The sequence below is a fragment of the Serratia sp. TMDUHS_CL genome, assembly GCF_037137105.1.
In the GTDB taxonomy this organism is placed as follows: domain Bacteria; phylum Pseudomonadota; class Gammaproteobacteria; order Enterobacterales; family Enterobacteriaceae; genus Serratia; species Serratia nevei.
The window spans coordinates 21,262-39,015 of the sequence record NZ_JBBBDV010000001.1 but is presented as its reverse complement, the minus strand read 5'-3'; the positions used below and the strand labels follow the sequence as shown (position 1 = coordinate 39,015).

The 17,754-nt window shown below is 59.5% G+C and carries 16 protein-coding genes; 10 read left to right on the top strand and 6 right to left on the bottom strand.

All coding sequences use genetic code 11. The features are described from left to right. The first annotated feature begins 9 nt into the window (after positions 1–9). From WCL58_RS00205 to WCL58_RS00190, 4 genes are all read left to right on the top strand, one after another. Positions 10–1,119 carry a YbdK family carboxylate-amine ligase gene (locus tag WCL58_RS00205; RefSeq protein ID WP_336850271.1) on the top strand — a complete coding sequence of 370 codons (1,110 nt, stop codon included), beginning with the start codon at positions 10–12 and terminating at the stop codon, positions 1,117–1,119. A gap of 95 nt (positions 1,120–1,214) precedes the next feature. Next, positions 1,215–1,394: a hypothetical protein gene (locus WCL58_RS00200; protein WP_019453520.1), complete on the top strand. Its 180-nt coding sequence runs from the start codon at positions 1,215–1,217 to the stop codon at positions 1,392–1,394. A gap of 213 nt (positions 1,395–1,607) precedes the next feature. Beyond that, positions 1,608–2,204: a hypothetical protein gene (locus WCL58_RS00195; protein WP_336850270.1), complete on the top strand. Its 597-nt coding sequence runs from the start codon at positions 1,608–1,610 to the stop codon at positions 2,202–2,204. Positions 2,205–2,206: 2 nt separating this feature from the next. Then, a complete protein-coding gene (locus WCL58_RS00190; protein WP_070914616.1) occupies positions 2,207–2,980 on the top strand; it encodes a DUF3307 domain-containing protein in 774 nt (257 codons plus the stop codon). A 48-nt stretch (positions 2,981–3,028) separates the two neighbouring features. Here the strand turns inward: WCL58_RS00190 and mgtA are convergent, their stop codons facing one another. Continuing rightward, entirely contained in the window at positions 3,029–5,728 is a 2,700-nt protein-coding gene (gene mgtA / locus WCL58_RS00185) for a magnesium-translocating P-type ATPase (RefSeq protein ID WP_336850269.1), read from the bottom strand. Positions 5,729–5,971: 243 nt separating this feature from the next. Then, the gene (locus WCL58_RS00180; RefSeq protein WP_025303346.1) at positions 5,972–6,670 is read right to left on the bottom strand and encodes an MgtC family protein; all 699 of its coding nucleotides are present in this window, start codon (positions 6,668–6,670) and stop codon (positions 5,972–5,974) included. A 501-nt stretch (positions 6,671–7,171) separates the two neighbouring features. Between WCL58_RS00180 and WCL58_RS00175 the strand changes: the two genes are divergently transcribed. After that, on the top strand, positions 7,172–9,355 hold the full coding sequence (locus WCL58_RS00175; protein ID WP_336850268.1) for a glycoside hydrolase: 2,184 nt from the start codon (positions 7,172–7,174) through the stop codon (positions 9,353–9,355). Positions 9,356–9,416: 61 nt separating this feature from the next. Continuing rightward, positions 9,417–10,802, top strand: coding sequence for a CoA transferase (locus tag WCL58_RS00170; protein ID WP_336850267.1), 1,386 nt, complete (start codon positions 9,417–9,419; stop codon positions 10,800–10,802). Here WCL58_RS00170 and WCL58_RS00165 read toward each other — a convergent pair. After that, complete coding sequence (locus WCL58_RS00165) at positions 10,799–11,674, bottom strand: LysR substrate-binding domain-containing protein (RefSeq protein WP_084827616.1); 876 nt, start codon at positions 11,672–11,674, stop codon at positions 10,799–10,801. The two genes, WCL58_RS00170 and WCL58_RS00165, sit on opposite strands and share 4 nt — an antisense overlap. A gap of 102 nt (positions 11,675–11,776) precedes the next feature. On the opposite strand from WCL58_RS00165, the gene WCL58_RS00160 reads away from it, so the two are divergent. Further along, on the top strand, positions 11,777–13,192 hold the full coding sequence (locus tag WCL58_RS00160; RefSeq protein ID WP_336850266.1) for a pyridoxal phosphate-dependent decarboxylase family protein: 1,416 nt from the start codon (positions 11,777–11,779) through the stop codon (positions 13,190–13,192). A gap of 11 nt (positions 13,193–13,203) precedes the next feature. Here WCL58_RS00160 and WCL58_RS00155 read toward each other — a convergent pair whose 3' ends face one another. Next, a complete protein-coding gene (locus WCL58_RS00155; RefSeq protein ID WP_336850543.1) occupies positions 13,204–13,845 on the bottom strand; it encodes a GNAT family N-acetyltransferase in 642 nt (213 codons plus the stop codon). 794 nt (positions 13,846–14,639) lie between these two features. On the opposite strand from WCL58_RS00155, the gene rcsA reads away from it, so the two are divergent. Further along, positions 14,640–15,269, top strand: a complete 630-nt coding sequence (rcsA, locus tag WCL58_RS00150) for a transcriptional regulator RcsA (RefSeq protein WP_033635078.1) — start codon at positions 14,640–14,642, stop codon at positions 15,267–15,269. 219 nt (positions 15,270–15,488) lie between these two features. On the opposite strand, the gene dsrB is transcribed toward rcsA, so the two are convergent. Next, positions 15,489–15,689 carry a protein DsrB gene (gene dsrB / locus WCL58_RS00145; protein WP_336850265.1) on the bottom strand — a complete coding sequence of 67 codons (201 nt, stop codon included), beginning with the start codon at positions 15,687–15,689 and terminating at the stop codon, positions 15,489–15,491. A 320-nt stretch (positions 15,690–16,009) separates the two neighbouring features. Next, a complete protein-coding gene (gene cspE, locus WCL58_RS00140; RefSeq protein ID WP_049201327.1) occupies positions 16,010–16,222 on the bottom strand; it encodes a transcription antiterminator/RNA stability regulator CspE in 213 nt (70 codons plus the stop codon). Between the two features lie 378 nt (positions 16,223–16,600). Here cspE and WCL58_RS00135 point away from each other — a divergent pair, with 378 nt between their 5' ends. Both WCL58_RS00135 and WCL58_RS00130 read left to right on the top strand, forming a co-directional pair. Next, positions 16,601–16,978, top strand: a complete 378-nt coding sequence (locus WCL58_RS00135) for a hypothetical protein (protein WP_102984461.1) — start codon at positions 16,601–16,603, stop codon at positions 16,976–16,978. Between the two features lie 504 nt (positions 16,979–17,482). Next, positions 17,483–17,692 (top strand): hypothetical protein, encoded by a 210-nt coding sequence (locus tag WCL58_RS00130; protein WP_004935132.1) that lies wholly within the window; start codon positions 17,483–17,485, stop codon positions 17,690–17,692. Positions 17,693–17,754: the final 62 nt, after the last annotated feature.

Sequence of the window (17,754 nt, the reverse complement as noted above, 5' to 3'; positions counted from 1 at the left end):
GGAGGCGCCATGCCGCTCACATTCAAACGTTCGGAAAGGCTCTCCATCGGCACTGAAATAGAGCTGCAGCTGGTCGATGACGAGCGCTACGATCTTACGGATCGGGCCGATCGGGTGGTCAGCGCGGTCGGCGATCGCCGGCGCGTCAAACATGAGCTCACCAAATCGATGGTGGAGCTGAACAGTTCGGTGCATCGCGATCTCGATGAGCTGCACGCCGAGCTGCGCGCCCTGACGGATACCGTCCGGCGCAGCGCACAGCGCCTGGGCTGCGACGTCTGCGGCGGCGGCCGCCATCTCAGCAACGACTGGCGCAAACAGGTCATCAGCGACAGCGCGCGCTACAGGCAGTTGGCCAGCCGCTTTGGCTATCTCTCCAAGCTGGCCTGCGTGTTCGGCCAACACATTCACCTCGGCGTCAACGACGGGGACGAGGCAATGTACCTGTGCCATGCGCTGACGCCCTATTTTCCGCAGCTGATCGCGCTCAGCGCTTCGTCGCCGCTGTATCAGGGCGTCGACACGCACTTTGCCAGCTCCCGTTTCAGCACCCAGAATTCCTTCCCCAACTACGGATGCCTGGAACACATCTACAGCTGGCGCGAATTCAACGCTTACTACGAACGGCTGAACGCCGCCGGCGTGATTGAAAGCGTCAAGGATATTTACTGGGATGCGCGGCCGAAACCGGAGCTGGGTACGGTGGAGATCCGCATCTGCGATACGCCGCTGCGCCTCGCGCACGCCGTGCTGCTGGTCGGTTACTGCCGTCTGCTGGCTGATTTTCTGTTGCGGCGCCGGACGCCGATCGCGCCGGAATACGATGCCTTCACCCATTACAACAAGATCAACGCCTATCGCAGCGGTTTCGCCGCCGAATACGTCGATCCCGCGACGCTGCGCCGCAGCAGCCTGACCGCCCACATCCTGCACACGCTCGAAGCGCTGAGCGGTTGCGCCGAACGGCAGGAGGATCGGGCCGTGCTGCAGGCGGTCGGGCGCCATGTCCGCCAGGGCATCAGCGATTCGGAGCATATCCGTCAGATGTTGCACAACGGCCTGCCGCAGGCTCAGGTGGTCAAGCGCCTGTGCGACGAGCTGTTGCAGCCGGCAAGTTAAGTTTCAGCTATCGATTCCATACGCTAAAGCCACTGTTCATTATGTGCTCTTTCGCTACAATCGTGAGCACTGACATTCACCGTATCGAGGACACCATGTACAACTTCTCCCGCTATCAGGCAAAAGAACTGGCGCTGGCTTACATGAGCGGCAAAAAACACGATCTGTCGCCGCAAGAGTTTTTGCAACAGCTGAAAAGCAGCGAACGTTCGTTTGAGCACCTGCTGAAACACGGCAGCGAAATGCCGCGTGAGGTGCTGGTTAAAAGCTTCTGAACGGCCGGTCGCCGGCCACTTTCCCTCTACGCCGCCGGTGGCGAGCCTGACAGGCCCGCGCATTCCCGGCCGTTCATCCCCCACTGCTCGCCCAACCTCGTTTCGTCTTCACAGGCGAAAACCTGACAAATTCGTATCCACAGGCGAATTATTGACATATTCGCATCCAGGTGCGAATTTATAGTCATCCCTCTGCAAACAACGGAACACGCCATGCCGACGCCAATCAGCGTTATCAGCGGCGATCTGGTCGATTCTCGCCGGTCAGACACCGTCAACTACCTCAATGGGCTGCATAGCCTGCTCGATCGGCTACGGCGCGACGGGCGGCTGCATCTGGTGGAAATCTTTCGCGGCGATGCCTTTCAGGCGCAGGCCGCCCCGGAGGACGGGCTGCTGCTGGCGGTGTACATTCGCCTCGCGCTGCGGGCGATGGGCGCCGCACACTGGGATGCGCGCATCGCCATCGGGCTGGGCAGCCAACGGCCCGACGCCGCCGGTTACGGCAGCGCCTTTATCAACTCCGGCAGCGCGCTGGACGCCATGGCAAAAAATTGCCGGCTGGCTCTGAAAACCGACAACGATCGGACAAACGCCATTGTCAGCGATCTGCTGCCGATGTTAGATCATGTGATTGGCCGCCTGTCACAGGCCGAAGCGCGCATCGTTCAGGCGAGAATGTTCGCCGACAGCGGCGCCGCCGTGGCGGAGCAGCTGCAGAAAGCCGCCTCCACGGTCTCCGCCGCGCTAAAACGCGCGGCCTACGAGGAAATCATGCGGTTTATTCACGCCATTAACAGGATCGTCTGACTATGGATCTGACCTATGCGCCCTTGCTGGCCTGGCTGTTGCTCGTCCATCTGCTGGCGGATTTTCCGCTGCAGCCGCTGAGTTGGGTGGAAGATAAAATCCAACATCGCGCACGTTCACGTTTTCTGGTGTTGCACGCGTTGCTGCACGGGGTGTTGGCCGCCTGGGTGGTGGCCGGTTTCGGCCTGCTGCACGGCGGGCTTTCCTCACTTCAGGTGCTGGCCAGCCTGCTGGTCATCGCCGTCAGCCACTACCTGATCGATCTGCTGAAAGTCACCGCGATGAGCCGCCTGAGCCCAGCCCGCAGTTTCCTGCTCGATCAGGGATTGCATCTGGCGGTGATCGCCTTGCTGTGGCTGGGGCTGACGCCGAATGCAGGTGAACTGCTCGCCGCGCTGGGGCGGCAACTGGGGCGTTGGCAAACCGGCCTGGTGCTGGTGGCCTACAGCCTGATTTATCTGCCGATGAGCCTGCTGATCGGGCAGCTGCTGGCGCGCTGGACGCCGCAAATGCCGCCTTCGGCCAAGGCCGACAACGACTCGCTGCTGCGCGCGGGCAAACAGATTGGCTATCTGGAGAGAACGCTGATCCTGACCTTTGTGCTGCTGGGGCAAATCCCGGCGATCGGTTTTTTGCTGGCGGCCAAATCCATCTTCCGTTTCGGCGATCTGCGCCAGAGCGACGATAAGATGCGCACCGAGTATGTGCTGCTCGGCACGCTGTTTTCCTTCACGCTGACCATCATGCTCGGCCTGCTGGTCAACAAACTGCTGTAGGGGTGCGGGGGCAAAGAATTTCGCCCCCGAAGTGAACGCCGAGGCGGCTTAGAGCCACTCGCCGAAGCGGCGGATATAGAAACGCTTCATCAACTGCGCGACCACGCAGTAGCTGACCAGCGTAGCGGCCAACCACGGGAAGTATTCCCACGGCAGCGGCTGCAGGCCAACCAGGGCGCCGAGCGGCGAGAACGGAATGTAGATGCCGAGCGCCATCACCAACCCGGTGGTCAGCAACACCGGCAGCGCCGCGGTGCTCTGAATGAACGGGATCTTCTGGGTGCGCAGCATATGCACCACCAGCGTTTGCGACAGCAGCCCCTCAATGAACCAGCCGGACTGGAACAGCGCCTGGTGTTCCACGCTGTTGGCGGCGAACACGTACCACATCAGCGCATACGTCGTGATATCGAAGATTGACGAGGTCGGCCCAATCCACAGCATAAAGCGCCCGATGTTTTTGGAGTCCCACTTGCGCGGCTTGCGCAGGAACTCTTTATCCATCTTGTCCCACGGCAGCGACAGCTGGGAAATGTCGTACATCAGGTTTTGAATCAACAGATGGATCGCCAGCATCGGCAGGAACGGGATGAAGGCGCTGGCCACCAGCACCGAGAACACGTTGCCGAAGTTGGAGCTGGCGGTCATGTTCAGGTACTTGATGATATTGCCGAAGGTCTCGCGCCCTTTGATCACCCCCTCTTCCAGCACCATCAGGTTCTTTTCCAACAGGATGATGTCCGCCGACTCCTTGGCGATATCGGTGCCAGTGTCGACCGAAATGCCGACGTCGGCGTCGCGCAGCGCCGGCGCATCGTTGATGCCGTCGCCGAGGAAGCCGACGGTATGGCCGTTGGCCTGCAGCATTTTCAGCACCCGCGATTTTTGCAGCGGCGTCAGTTTGGTGAAGACCGTGCGCTGCTCCACTTCGCGCGCCAGTTCTTCGTCATCCATCTGTTCAATTCGCAGCCCGGAGAGCGGTTCACCCGGTTCCAGCCCAACGTCGCGGCAAATCTTGCAGGTGATCACCGGGTTGTCGCCGGTCAGCACCTTCACCGTCACGCCGTTTTCCTGCAGCGCGGCGATCGCCTGCTGCGCGCTCTCCTTCGGCGGATCGAGGAAGGTCAGCAGCCCTTGCACCACCATGTCGCGCTCGTCGGCCACGCTCAGCGGGTCGGCCGGGCGTTGCGCATCCAGCTCGCGCGTCGCCAGCACCAGCACGCGGAAGCCGTCTTCGTTATACTCGCGGGCCAGCGCCTGCAGCGCCGCACGGCGCGCGTCGTCCAGTTCCAGCGTCTTGTCGCCTTCACGCACGTGAGTGGCGATCTCGAGCATCTCCTCTACCGCGCCCTTACAGATCAGCTGCTGCTTGCCATTTTCGTCCGCCACCACGATCGACAGCCGGCGGCGCACGAAGTCGAACGGCAGCTCATCCACCTTGCTGAAACGGCCCAGGGCTTCGATCCCCGGTTTGCCGCGCCCGAAGCGGATCACCGCCTGGTCCATCAGGTTCTTCATGCCGCTCTGATGGAAGCTGTTCAGCCAGGCCAGGTGCAGCACCTCGTTATCCCTGGCGCCCGTGACGTCGATATGGTGCTCGAGAATGATACGGTCCTGGGTCAGGGTGCCGGTCTTGTCGGTGCAGAGCACGTCCATGGCGCCGAAGTTCTGAATGGCGTTCAGGCGCTTCACCACCACCTTGCGGCGCGACATGGCGATCGCCCCTTTCGCCAGGTTGGAGCTGACGATCATCGGCAGCATTTCCGGCGTCAGACCAACCGCCACCGCCAGTGCGAACAGCGCCGCCTCGCTCCAGTCGCCTTTGGTGAAGCCGTTGATCAGCAACACCACCGGCACCATCACCAGCATGAAGCGAATCAGCAACCAGCTGACGCTGTTCACCCCGCGATCGAACGCGGTTTGCGCCCGCGAACCGACGATCGACTTGGCCAGCGAGCCGAAGTAAGTGCGTCCGCCGGTCGCCACCACCACCGCCGTGGCGGTGCCGCTGGCGACGTTGGTGCCCATCAGGCAGATATTGGAAAGCTCAAGCAGCGCGTTCTCGCTGGATACCTCCCCGTCGCTCGACTTCTGCGCCACGTTGCCCATCGCATCGTATTTCTCGATGGGGATCGCTTCGCCGGTCAAAATCGCCTGGCTGATGAACAGATCGCGCGAGGCGATAAGACGCACGTCGGCCGGCACCATGTCACCGGCGGAGAGCTGAATGATATCCCCCGGCACCAGTTCGCGGATTGGCACTTCCAGCGTCAGCGGATGCGCGCTGTAGCTGCTGCGGCGCAGCACCGTGGCGGTGGTGCGCACCATCGACTTCAACGCTTCCGCCGCTTTGTTGGTGCGGTATTCCTGCCAAAAACGCAGCAGCCCGCTCAACGTGACCATGGTCAGAATGATAATAACGCCGGTGAGTTCAGTTTCTTCACCGCTCTGGCGCGGCAGCCAATAATCGGTAAAGAAACTGATCGCAGCCAGCACCATCAGCACGAAGATAAACGGGTTGTTAAAGGCCTTGATCAGCTGAATCAAAGCATGCGGCGCCTTGTCGTGGGCGACCTGGTTGGCGCCGAACTGCTCCAACCGCTCATCGGCGTCGTCCTGGGTCAAGCCGTTGCGGTTGCACTTAAGGTTCGCCAGCGTTTGGGCGATGCTGTTGCTCGCCTCTTGCGCAATGGCGTAGGTCACCGCGTCTTTATCACGGCGACGCGTTCTTTCATTAATCTGAGTCATAACGCTATTCTCTTATTTTCGTTCTGCGCACAGGGATATCCCGCCCGATAAACAGGTGACTGTGCGCAGAGTGGAATTTTTTAATTAGCGTGACTGAATAGCGTGATTACCCTGTCAGCCACGCAGAAATCATTTCCCTTCCGGGGTCATCGTCCATAACGCCTCCTTAATGTTCCGCGTTATTCAGGCGTGCCTGAATAAACCTGAACATATAATCAAGTTAGTAAGTATTTATATAATTAATCAGACCGGTAATTCAGACGCGACGCGCCAGCGAACGGCACTCACGCTTTTTTCCAGGCTGACGCGGCAGACAATACCCTCAATTTCTTTTTGCGCAGCCGGCGTAGCGGTAATTTCCGCGCACACTTCCAATTGCCCCGGGCTGGAAATATCGGCGCTGCGCAAGGACTGCAGCCGCAAGGCGACGCCGTTCAGCGCCTGAAGAATCAGGGTGCGCACCAGAATTTCATCCTGTTCGCCGCAGGTCACCTGAATGCGATAGCACAGTTCCAGATCGGTCGCCTGCTGGTGCGGCTGCAGGTTGATGCGCTGCGCGGCTTCGCGCAGCAGGATATTGGCGCACAGGATCACCAGCGTGGCGACCACCGCATCCCAATGCTGGCCCAGGCCGCACAGGACGCCGATCCCCGCCGAACACCACAGCGTGGCGGCGGTGTTGAGGCCGCGAATGTTCAGCCCTTCCCGCATGATAACGCCGGCGCCGAGGAAGCCGATACCCGAGACAATCTGCGCGGCCACGCGGCCGGCGCTGGCCGGATCGGTGGACATGGAGCTGAGAATAAAGACCGCCGCGCCGGTCGCTACCAGCGCATTGGTGCGCAGGCCGGCCATACGTTGGCGCCACTGGCGCTCGGCGCCAATCACCGCGCCCAGGCACATTGCCAGCAATAAATTTAAAACGAAAGGAGTCATAGCCATGACTGTCCCCTTAATTAACCGCAGGAGATAAAATCATGTGCTGTTTAGCACACGCAAAGTCGCGCCGAAAATAAATCAGCGAATCAGCGTGCTGTGCCTGGAGGGAAAAGGCTGTGGCTGCAGAATACCATAATAACGTCCAACTCAATTCACCTGAAACCGTCAGGCCTCAGGACACGTTTTTTATTCGGGTATGCACAGCTCAGGAATAACTGGAGAGGGGTGCTGCCCGCCGATAACGGCAAGCAACAAATCAGAAGAGAATTGGTCAGCTTGCCTTATTTGTTTTATTACAACTACAACTGTCCAATTGGGTTTCTCCACCGAAATTTTGGCTGAGTATAGTGACGTCAGGTAATGAAGTAAAGGCTAATTTATTAAACGAAAAATAAACTGGAATACCGCGATCATATTTCGATGTCACAAATAGGCTGCGACAACGTTGGGCGCCAGTGCGCTTATCGGTAAACTGTCCCCCTTCATCTTTCAAGGACGCCCCCGATGAAACACCGGCTTTCCCCGCTCGCGCTCGCGCTGCTCGTCAGCTTTCCCGCCGATGCCCTGCTGCTGCAGCAAGGCGACGCGCGGTTTGAACTCGATCCCGCCACGCTGCGCGTTGCCGCCGGCGCTGTGCCGGTCAATCTGGCGCAGCCCGCGCAACAGGTGGCGGATCTCACTGCGTCGCCACAACGCGTCAGCTGGCGCTGGCCGCAGAGCGCGATCAACATTAGCGCCAGGCTGGAGGACGGCGATCTGCGCCTGAGCTTCAGCAGCGATCGGCCACAGCTTCTAAACTGGTATCGCCTGCCGCCGCAGGCGGAAACGCTGTTGCTGCCGATCGGCGAAGGCAGCCGCATTCCGCTCGACAACGCGGTCTGGCGCCATTATCTGACGGCGGAAATGACGCCGCTGGATACCAACTGGGATCTGAAGCTGCCGCTGTGGAGCCAGCAATACCAGGGCAAGGTCTACAGCTGGCTGATGTTGACGCCGTTCAGCAACCGGGTCACCTTCGCCGCCGCGCAGGAAAAGCTGGAGATGCGCGCCGAGCATCAGTTCAACCGCTTCAACCAACAGCAGGCATTCGAGGTGCTGCTGCACGTCGGCGACACCCCGCTGTCCGGCGCCCGCCGCTACCGCGACTATTTGCAACAAAGCGGCCAGTTCAGCAGCCTGCGCGAGAAGATAAAGCAGGCGCCCGAAGGCGAAAAGCTGATCGGTGCCACCCATGTCTACCTGTGGGGCGACAAACTGCTGGCGGCGGAAGACGTCAAAGATTGGCCGGGGTTGCTGCACTACCTTGCCTCTCCCGCCGCCGCCGGGCTGCGGCAACAAATGGATGCCGAGAGCAGAAAGCTCCTGCTGCAGCTGGCGGGCAAAACACCGGAGGGCTGGCAGCAACAGCCCCTGATCGACGGCATCAACCAGGCGTTGACGGCGCAAATTCCGCTGGACGCCACGCCGGATGACGCCGATTTTCTGCAGGCACAGCAGCGCCAGGCCGCTGCGGTGCGGGAGCGGGCACAGCGAGAGCTGGGGCGTTGGTTAACCCCGGTGGACCGTTGGGGGCAAGGGCTGGCCAAACCGGTGATCGATGCGCTGCGCCAGGCGGGTTTGCCGCGCCTGTGGTTGGGCACCGATAACTGGACCGCCGCCTTCCTGCACCCGCAGGCGGTAACCGCCGCCAAAGCGGCCGGCTATCTGATCGCCAGCTACGACTCCTACGATACCGCCATTCCACGCGGCGTGAACGACAGCTGGCTCACCGCGCAACTGCCGACGACGCTGCGGGAAACCTGCGCCATCGTGCGCGCCGACGGCAGCAAGAAACCCGGCTTCGGCAAACAGGGTTACTACCTCAATCCGGGCTGCGTCCTGCCCTATTCTCAACGGCGCATGCGCGAGTTGGTGCAACTGGCCGGGTTGAACAGCCTGTTTCTCGACGTGGACGGCACCGGCATGGTCTCCGACGACTATCAGCCCGACCACCCGACCGGCGCGGCGCAAATGGCCGAAGCGCGCAACGCCAGGCTGGCCTGGTTCAGCGCCACCCTTAAGCTGCCGCTCGGCTCGGAGGACGGCAATGCGGTGACCGCCCGCAGCCTGATGTTCGCCCACGGCATGGAAACCTGGGGATTCGGCTGGGGCGATAAACAGATGAATCAGGATAAATCCTCGCCCTATTATCTCGGCGCCTGGTGGCCCAACGCCCAACCGGCGTTTTTCTTCCGCCCCGCCAAGGTGAAACAGCCCTACCGCACCGTCGAATTCGATCCGCGTTACCGCCTGCCGCTGTACCAGGCCGTTTTCCACGATGCGATCGTCAGCAGCCACCACTGGAATTACGACAATCTGAAGTTCAGCGACGTTCAGACCACCCGCAGTCTGCTCAGCCAGCTGTACAACACTGCGCCGATGTTCCATCTGAGCCGCGCCACCCTGGCGGCCCGCCTGCCGGCGATCAAACGCGCCGACGCCGCCTTCCGGCCGCTGCATCAGGCCCTGTGGGACAAAGCGCTGACCGACTTCCGCTGGCTCGATCGGGACGGCTGGGTGCAACAGACGACGTTTAGCGACGGGTCGACGCTGACCGCCAACTTCAGCGAGCAGCCGTTCGCCGGCGTAGCGGCCCACAGCCTACGTGCCAAGCTGGCCGACGGCCGCACGTTCGACGTTGCGCCTTAGCAAGGCCGCCGGCGGTGGGCTACGCTAGGCTATATTTCCGACGACCCGCAAGGAGTGGCCAATGACGCCTCTGATCCACACTCTGCTTGACGAGATTTGGCAAAGCCTCGGGCAGCGCCCCGCGCCCTGCGACCGGTTAACCGTAAGCGGTACCGGCGCACTGCCTTCGGCTTTTCCCGTCACCGAATTGGCTACCGCCGCCTGGAGCGCCGCCGGTTTGGCCTGCGCCGAATTGCTTCTCCGCAAGGCAACCGAAGCGCCGCAGGTCTGGGTCGATCAACGCCTGGCCTCACTCTGGTTTGGCTGGACGCTGCGTCCGTTGGGTTGGACGCTGCCTGCGGCCTGGGACGCCCTGGCCGGTGACTACGAGACAGCAGACGGATGGATACGCCTGCATACCAATGCGCCGCACCATCGGCGAGCGGTGGAACAGGTGCTGGGCCCGGCATCGGACAAAGGCACGCTGGCGGCGCGCGTGCTGAGCTGGAAAAAGAGCGAGCTGGAGCAGGCCGTGATCGAAGCCGGCGGCTGTGCGGCCCAAATGCGCTCGGCGGCCGCGTGGCGGCAACATATTCAGGGCAAGAGCGTGGCGCTCGAACCCTTGATTCACACCTCGCTGCAGCCGGAAGCACCGCCGCCGGGCTGGGCGCTGCCCATAGCCCGGCCGCTGCACGGCGTGCGGGTGCTGGATCTGACGCGCATTCTCGCCGGACCGATCGCCACCCGTTTTCTCGCCGGTTTGGGTGCCGACGTGCTGCGCATCGATCCTTACGGTTGGGATGACCCCGGCGTCGAGCACGAGGTGATGCTGGGCAAGCGCAGCGCACGCCTCAACCTGACCAATGCGCACGATCGCCATACGTTTGAACATCTGCTGAGAAACACCGACGTGATCGTGCATGGCTACCGTGCCGGGGCGCTGGAGAAGTTGGGCTATGGCGCGGAGGAAAGACGCGCGCTGGCGCCGGGCCTGATCGACGTCTGTCTGAATGCCTACGGCTGGAACGGGCCGTGGCGCACCCGGCGCGGTTTTGACAGCCTGGTGCAGATGAGCTGCGGGTTGGCGGAGGCGGGCATGGTTTGGCGCAGCGCCAGTTTGCCGGTGCCGCTGCCGGTACAGGCTCTGGACCACGCCACCGGCTATTTGATGGCGGCGGCGGTGCTGACCGGTATGGCGCAGCGCCTGAGCCGCGGCACCGGCTACCACGCAAGGCTGTCGCTGGCGCGCACGGCGCAACTGCTGCTGGCGCATCCCTATCCGGCGCATTATCGGCCGCAAGCCCTGACGCCGGCCGGCCCCACCGACGAAAACTCGGAAGCGGAACTGACCGACTGGGGCGCCGCGCAACGTCTGCGCGCCCCGTTAAGCCTGCAGGGCACGGCGCTGCAATGGGTGCTGCCGGCAACCGCGCTCGGCACCTCGCAGCCGGCTTGGCTGCGCCGTTAAATAGCCGCCAACTGTTGCTGCAGCCACTGCAGCAACCGCAAGACCGCCGGCGTCAACCCGGCGGTCTGCGGCCACACCAGATAAACGTCGTCATCGCTCAGGCGACAGGGCGCGGCCAGCGCCACCAGCCTCCCGGCGGCGATCGCATCCTGCACCAGCAACTTTTTCGCCAGCGCGATGCCAAACCCCTGCTCGGCCGCGCGAATCAACAATCCGGCATCGTTGAACAACGCCTGTTGCCGCCCGCACAGCGAGCGCCCTTGCGCATTGAACCAGTCGCGCCAGGGGCTGACGTCGTGCTCCAGCAAGGGAACATCGCCGCCGTTCTCGAATGCCGTTCCCCACTGCCGCGCCATGTCCGGCGAGGCGACCGGCAGCACATCGCCCGACGCGATACGCTGTGCCTGCAGCCCCACCCACTGACCGTTGCCGATGCGGATCGCCGCATCGAACCCGCGCTGCGACAGATCCTGCAATGTCAGCGACGCATCGATATCCAGCGCAATATCGGCGCAGGCTTCATGGAAGGCCGGCAGGCGCGGCAACAGCCAGTAATGGGCAAAAGACGGCAGCACGCTGATACGCAGCGTCTGGCTTGCCGCGGCGCGCCTGGCGCGGGCAACGCCCTGCTGCAGCGCCTGCAGCGCCGGCTCTACCGCCGCCAGCATCTCTTTCCCGGCCGCATTCAGACGCACACCGCGCCCGCGCCGTTCAAACAGCGGGTAGCCGACCGCCTGCTCCAGCAGCTGGATTTGCTGGCTGACCGCACCATGCGTTAAATGCACCTGCTGCGCCGTGGCGCGCAAATTCTCCAACCTGGCGGCGATAACGAAGGTCGGCAAGACATGCAGGGGAAGGCGTTCACTCATCACTGGTTAGCCGGGTTATCCAAAAAGGTTATTTTTCATCGATTTTGACCCGCAGGCAACTGTTCTATGTTTATGCCATCTATCCCTGATGCTTTCGGAGCCGCCATGCACCCACGTTTACAACAGGATCTTACACAGTTTCCGCAGATCCTCGACCACACCCGCCAGTTGGCGGAAGATTTTCTGGCCGGGCTGCAGCAGCGATCGGTCTGCCCACCGCTCGCGCAACAGCAGCTGCAACCCGGTGACGATCGGCTGGCGGAAAACGGTGAAGGCGCCCTGGCGGCGCTGGATGACTTTTGGCAGCGTTATCAGGCGGGCATTTCCGCCAGCGCCGGCCCGCGTTATTTCGGCTTCGTCACCGGCGGTGGCACCCCGGCGGCGGTCGCGGCGGACTGGCTGGTTAGCGTGACAGACCAAAATAGCCAGCTCAGTCATGATACGATCGCCGCGGCGATCGAGCTGGCCGCCGTGACGCAGTTGAAATCCCTGCTGGGCCTGCCGGAAGCGTTCAGCGGCAGCCTGGTCAGCGGTGCCACCATGGCCAATTTCGCCGGGCTGGCCATTGGCCGGCAGTGGCTGGGCCAACAGCACGGCGTGGATATTGCCCAACGGGGCCTGGCGGCGCTGGGGCCCATCCGGGTGCTGGCGGCCAATCCGCACGCCAGCAGCGTAAAGGCGCTCAGCATGCTCGGCATCGGCCGCGACGCGCTGACGACCGTCGCCAGCCTGCCGGAGTCTGAGGCCATGGATATGGCGGCGCTGGAGCGGCAGCTCGCCGCCGGCGAGGGCCGCCCCACGTTGGTGCTGGCCAGCGCCGGCACGGTCAACACCGTCGCTTTCGACGATCTGCCGCGTCTGCTGGCGCTGCGGGAGCGTTATCCGTTTTGGCTGCATGTCGATGCGGCCTTCGGGGGCGTGGCGGCCTGTTCGCCGCTGTATGCACCGCGACTCGCAGGCTGGCAACAGGCGGACTCCATCACCGTCGATGCGCACAAATGGCTGAACGTGCCTTATGACAGCGCGATCCAATTTACCCGCCATCTGGATCTGCAGATGCAGGTATTTCAGAACCATTCGGCTTACCTGGAAGCGCCGACGCCGCGGCCGGACAACTATCTGCATCTGACGCCGGAAAATTCGCGGCGCTTTCGCGCCCTGCCGCTCTGGCTGACGCTGAAAGCCTATGGCCGCAGCGGCATACGGGATATCGTCGAGCGCAACGTCCGATTGGCGCAGGCGCTGGGGGCGGCGTTAGCGGCCGACGACGGCTTCCATTTGCTGGCGCCGGTGAATTTGAACGTGGTGTGCTTCGCGCTTAGCCGCCCGCTGGGCGACAGCGAAGCCGCGCGCGATCGCTTTCTCGAGCGCCTTAACCGGCACGGCGTGGTGCGTTGCACCCCAACGACCTATAACCATCAGCCGGGGATCCGCGCCGCGCTGGTCAACTGGATGACGAAGGAACGGGACATCCGGCTGGCGCTGGACTCGCTGCGCCACTGTCTGCCAGAGACGGCCTAAGGCGCGCGGCGCTATTCGAGTTGGAAGGCCTGCAAACGCCGCGCTTGCCGCCCGTCATCGCTGATGTTATCCGGCGACAGCCAGGCGGCAAAGGCGGCGTGTCGCGCCGGCCATTCCGCGTCGATGATCGACAGCCAATCGGTGTCGCGCGTGCGTCCTTTGACGACAACCGCCTGGCGGAAAGTGCCTTCGTACCGGAACCCCAAACGCTCGGCGGCCTGGCGCGAAGGCAAATTGAGGCTATCGCACTTCCATTCGCAGCGCCGATAGCCAAGATCGTCAAACAGATGCCGCAGCATCAGGAAAATCGCCTCGCTGCCCAGCGCGCTGCGCCTCATCAGCGGCGACCAGTTGATGGTGCCCAGTTCGGCCACGCCGTTGCCGGGATCGATGCGCAAAAAAGCGCAGGTCCCCACGGCGCGCCCGTTCGCCTGATCGACCACCACCATCGTGCTTCTGTCAGCGCTGGACGCCTGAGCCTGGAGGTAACGCTGAAAATCCTCGCGCGTCTGCGGCCGTTCCCAAAACAGATAGGTCCAGTCTCGGTCGTCCTCGGCGGTTTGGTAAGCCCGATAGAGCTCATCCCCCCAGCGCTCAAGGCTAAGGGGTTCAAGGCGGCAAAACCGCCCTTGCAGCAACCTGTGCCCGGGCAGGCCTGCCGGCTGCCAATGAGGAAGGGCATCGCCTATTGGCTGCCCATACTGATTCTGTCTCACTGCGACATCCTGCTTTTGAAAGGTGGAAAGGCAAGTTAAAACCAACGCGGGCCGGAGACAACTCCGACCTGCCCCCCGCCCCGCTGGCGCGGGCAACAGGATGATAGTTTAGAAAAACAACTCAATCACCGTTAAATATTCACCAAAATTATTTCAATCAAAATAAATATCCAGATAACTCATTGTAAAACGGTGATTTATAGCAACAATTAAGCTACACATTTCAGCCACAACGTTAACTTTTGTTGGTTGTTATGATAAAAAAAGAAGTGATTATCATTAACAGGTGAGGAAGGGAAGGGGTCAACTTAATGATTTTTATCGTTAAAAAAACAAAGAAACCAAAAGAACACTTTTTAAGCGCTCAAAAAGCGCACTGAAAAACTTCAAAAAGCCAACACATGAATTTTTTTTAAGACTTTTCCTAGCAAACTAAAATTTTGTTTCGTGACATGATGAACAGAATCTCGGCAAGCAATGTCAGCAAGCGCGGGCGCCAAGCGCAAGTCAGGCCGATCGCGTCAACGCCGAGCGGGCAGCAAATCTCGCTGACTTAAGCCAAACTTATAGATTCATGTGATTAATAAGTTTAGTATGAAAATATCATTGAGTGCCGTCGTGTTTATTGATAGAACACTGGCTACACTGAATTATTGCTCCATTTTGCCTTTCGGCTTTTCAGGCTTTTTCTCATATTACCGCAGTAAAACGGATTTAAGTGGGGGTGCGATATGCCAACGATCATCATGGATTCATGTAGCTATACCAGATTGGGATTAACCGACTATCTGACTTCGCATGGCGTGAAAAAACGCCATATTAATGCCATCGAGGATATTGACAGCCTGCATGAAAAATGCAGCAAGTTGAATCCGAGCCTGGTGTTTATTAACGAGGACTGCTTCATCCACGAAGCAAACGCCACCGAGCGAATAAAACGGGTGATTTCACTGCACCCGGATACGTTATTCTTCATCTTCATGGCTATTACCAATGTACATTTCGACGATTATTTATATGTTCGCAAGAACGTCATCATATCGTCAAAATCCATCAAACCAGAGACTATGAATCAGCTACTTAGTCACTATCTCGAGAGAACGTCCCTACGGGCGGAGAAGTCCTCTCTGGACCAAACGCCGGTAACGCTGAGCCAGACCGAATCGAACATGTTACGCATGTGGATGTCCGGTCAAGGCACCATCCAGATATCAGACCAGATGCAAATAAAGGCCAAAACGGTCTCCTCCCACAAGGGAAACATCAAGCGGAAAATAAAGACGCACAACAAGCAGATCATTTACCACGTTGTTCGTTTGACCGATACGCTGACCAGTGGAATATTTGTCAATAGCCGTTGAGCCGCAGAGAATGCCCCCACTCTGTTTTGTCGGCCGTTAAATATCCGGGGATAAAGTCACCGGGATATCGGATACTGGAACCACCAAAAGAATACCTGCTGCGCTATCCCCCCGCTAGCGCAGCGGGTATTTTTTTGCCGACGATAAAAAAAATCTTACCGTAATGAAATAATCTCAAAATTGACAATTTCATTAGCAAATTAATGAGATTAACCGACGTTACTGCCCATGCTCGCGACATGGCTCCACAAACGTCCCGTCACGGCTGTCGATTTCATTAAAAAACCATACGCCCGCCGGATAGTCTCCAAGAGAAACCAGATACATAGTCCCTTCGTTGAATACCTCTACGGCCAGAATGACGCCCTCGCGCCGCGGGCCGCCGTCTGTTTTTACCGTCACTCGATCGTTAACCTGCATACCGTTCCCCATCATTTGCGATTGGCATCAGTGTATGACAAAACCCAGGGGGAAGGACACCGCCCCGCACCAATCCGGCCTCGCTCTCAGCGTAGCCGCCGCCCGGATTTTCACTTTCTTAACGGTTTGGCCGCAGAATCTTAAGCCGGCCTCGCGTAGCCTGTCTTCAGGCGTTTCCCCCCCAGAGAAGCGCTCGCAAATGAAGAAGTAACAAGGAACTTTTGCCCGCAGACTTGCGGGCTTTTTTTTGCGCACCGCCGAATTGCAGGCATAAAAAAACCCGCCGCGGCGGGTTTTTTTCAATCAGCGGTAGACGCCAATTAGATAGCGGTAACGTTAGCCGCAGATGGACCTTTCGCACCGTTCTCGATAGAGAACTGTACGTTCTGGCCTTCAGCCAGGGTCTTGAAGCCTTGATCCTGGATAGCAGAGAAGTGTACGAATACATCTTTGCTGCCGTCTGCTGGGGTGATGAAACCAAAACCTTTAGCTTCGTTGAACCACTTCACTTGACCTTTGATCAGGTTAGACATGTCTATCTTCCTTCAATAATAAATGTAAGCCGCTATGGGCGATATAGCCGGTCATCAGTTACTTATGGAGGCACTGGAAAGGAAATTCGTCAGAGAAGGGCTATCCGGGATAACGCTTTTAATTTGAACTACTTTACTCAAAATGTCGTGCATAAATAGGTCTGTACCACAGGCCGGTAAGCATTAACTCACGAGCGGGCGGCAATAGCAACTCTTTTCGCCTCGTCGTGCCGTTTACCTCGGCTAAACGCACAGGATTTGACCCTGTTTGTCGACGCTATCGCCGAGCGTCTTCTCCTTACCGGCCAAGACAAATGATAGTAATTATCGTTACGCTGTTTTATAGTTGCACAAAGAAATCATTCAGGGAGATTCACCATGCCGAGATGGCTCACATTACCGGCCGCCAGCGTTACCGCCCTGCTGGCCTTTGCCGCTTGCAGCGCCCCGCTGGGCGCGCTGGAGCTGAATTATCAGCCCCCAGAGCCCAGCGTTTCCCCGCCCCCAAAACCGGTGGCTCCGCCGGGGCCGGCCCCCAAGGCGGCGAAACCGCCGATTACCTGGGCAGAGGCACGCGACAAGAACGGTTTTCGCGTCGATATCGAATGCGATCATCCAGGCTGCAGCAAGCCGCGCGCCAAACCTTATCCCGCCTATGAAGGCCCGGTGAAGAAAACCGATCGCCGCCGCCAATCCGATCCTTACTCCACCAATCAGGATCCCGATTACAACATTCAGTTGGGCTATGAGTGGTAGCGGCGCTTTCGGAGTAATACCTATATCAGCCACCCTCGCCGCTGCATAAAATAGCGCCAGTTCACCACTCCTCCTGGTGTTGAACACAACAAGCTGTGTTGCAAATCTTTATGCGCCTCCCTATAGGCGCTTTTTTTTTTGCTCCTCCCTCATGCCCGATTACAGATTGCTCTCATTGCCCCGTAAAGTGATGAATGTCACAAATACGCCTCCTTGCCATTCTTATTCGGAGGTGATGTTCATGGCCACAGGATCCCTTGCCCTCTTGGCTGCCTTGGCCGGCATTGCGGGCTATTCGCTCTATAAGCACTTCAAATCTCAGAAGAAAAGTACATTCGTTCGCCCGCACGATCGGTAATCGATAACGTGTTTACACCGCGAAGGCGCGGCACGCCGCACGCCGCGCCTTCGTGGACCGTCATGTTTTCATCACAAAATTGTCACACTATGGCCATATGATGATTCGCGATTATCCGCTCTGGCTTAACACCAAGGATTTCGCCCATGACCATAATTAAAGCTGCAAACCATCAGGAAGCAGAAAAGCTCATCCGCGCCGGCACAGCCAAGAAAATCGAACTGGCCTACGATATCGGCAGCGATGACTTCTTCCAGCTTGCCAGCCTGTGGTGCGATAAAGGCGCCAAGATCTCCAAAGGGAAAGAACACTTTATCGTCTCGTTAAAAGGGTTCCGCATCCCCCCTAACGATTGATATCCAGCCGCCCATCGCGGCGGCGTCCTCCCTTCCTCGCAAAACCGCTCTATTCGACCACG

Bases quoted from the DNA above. Each gene is read 5' to 3' on its own strand.
- WCL58_RS00205 (WP_336850271.1), top strand. From the start codon at position 10: ATGCCGCTCACATTCAAACGTTCGGAAAGGCTCTCCATCGGCACTGAA.
- WCL58_RS00170 (WP_336850267.1), top strand. From the start codon at position 9,417: ATGACGCCTCTGATCCACACTCTGCTTGACGAGATTTGGCAAAGCCTC.
- WCL58_RS00130 (WP_004935132.1), top strand. From the start codon at position 17,483: ATGACCATAATTAAAGCTGCAAACCATCAGGAAGCAGAAAAGCTCATC.
- dsrB (WP_336850265.1), bottom strand. From the start codon at position 15,689: ATGCAGGTTAACGATCGAGTGACGGTAAAAACAGACGGCGGCCCGCGG.
- WCL58_RS00180 (WP_025303346.1), bottom strand. From the start codon at position 6,670: ATGGCTATGACTCCTTTCGTTTTAAATTTATTGCTGGCAATGTGCCTG.
- rcsA (WP_033635078.1), top strand. From the start codon at position 14,640: ATGCCAACGATCATCATGGATTCATGTAGCTATACCAGATTGGGATTA.
- mgtA (WP_336850269.1), bottom strand. From the start codon at position 5,728: ATGACTCAGATTAATGAAAGAACGCGTCGCCGTGATAAAGACGCGGTG.
- WCL58_RS00190 (WP_070914616.1), top strand. From the start codon at position 2,207: ATGGATCTGACCTATGCGCCCTTGCTGGCCTGGCTGTTGCTCGTCCAT.
- WCL58_RS00195 (WP_336850270.1), top strand. From the start codon at position 1,608: ATGCCGACGCCAATCAGCGTTATCAGCGGCGATCTGGTCGATTCTCGC.
- WCL58_RS00175 (WP_336850268.1), top strand. From the start codon at position 7,172: ATGAAACACCGGCTTTCCCCGCTCGCGCTCGCGCTGCTCGTCAGCTTT.
- cspE (WP_049201327.1), bottom strand. From the start codon at position 16,222: ATGTCTAACCTGATCAAAGGTCAAGTGAAGTGGTTCAACGAAGCTAAA.
- WCL58_RS00135 (WP_102984461.1), top strand. From the start codon at position 16,601: ATGCCGAGATGGCTCACATTACCGGCCGCCAGCGTTACCGCCCTGCTG.
- WCL58_RS00200 (WP_019453520.1), top strand. From the start codon at position 1,215: ATGTACAACTTCTCCCGCTATCAGGCAAAAGAACTGGCGCTGGCTTAC.
- WCL58_RS00160 (WP_336850266.1), top strand. From the start codon at position 11,777: ATGCACCCACGTTTACAACAGGATCTTACACAGTTTCCGCAGATCCTC.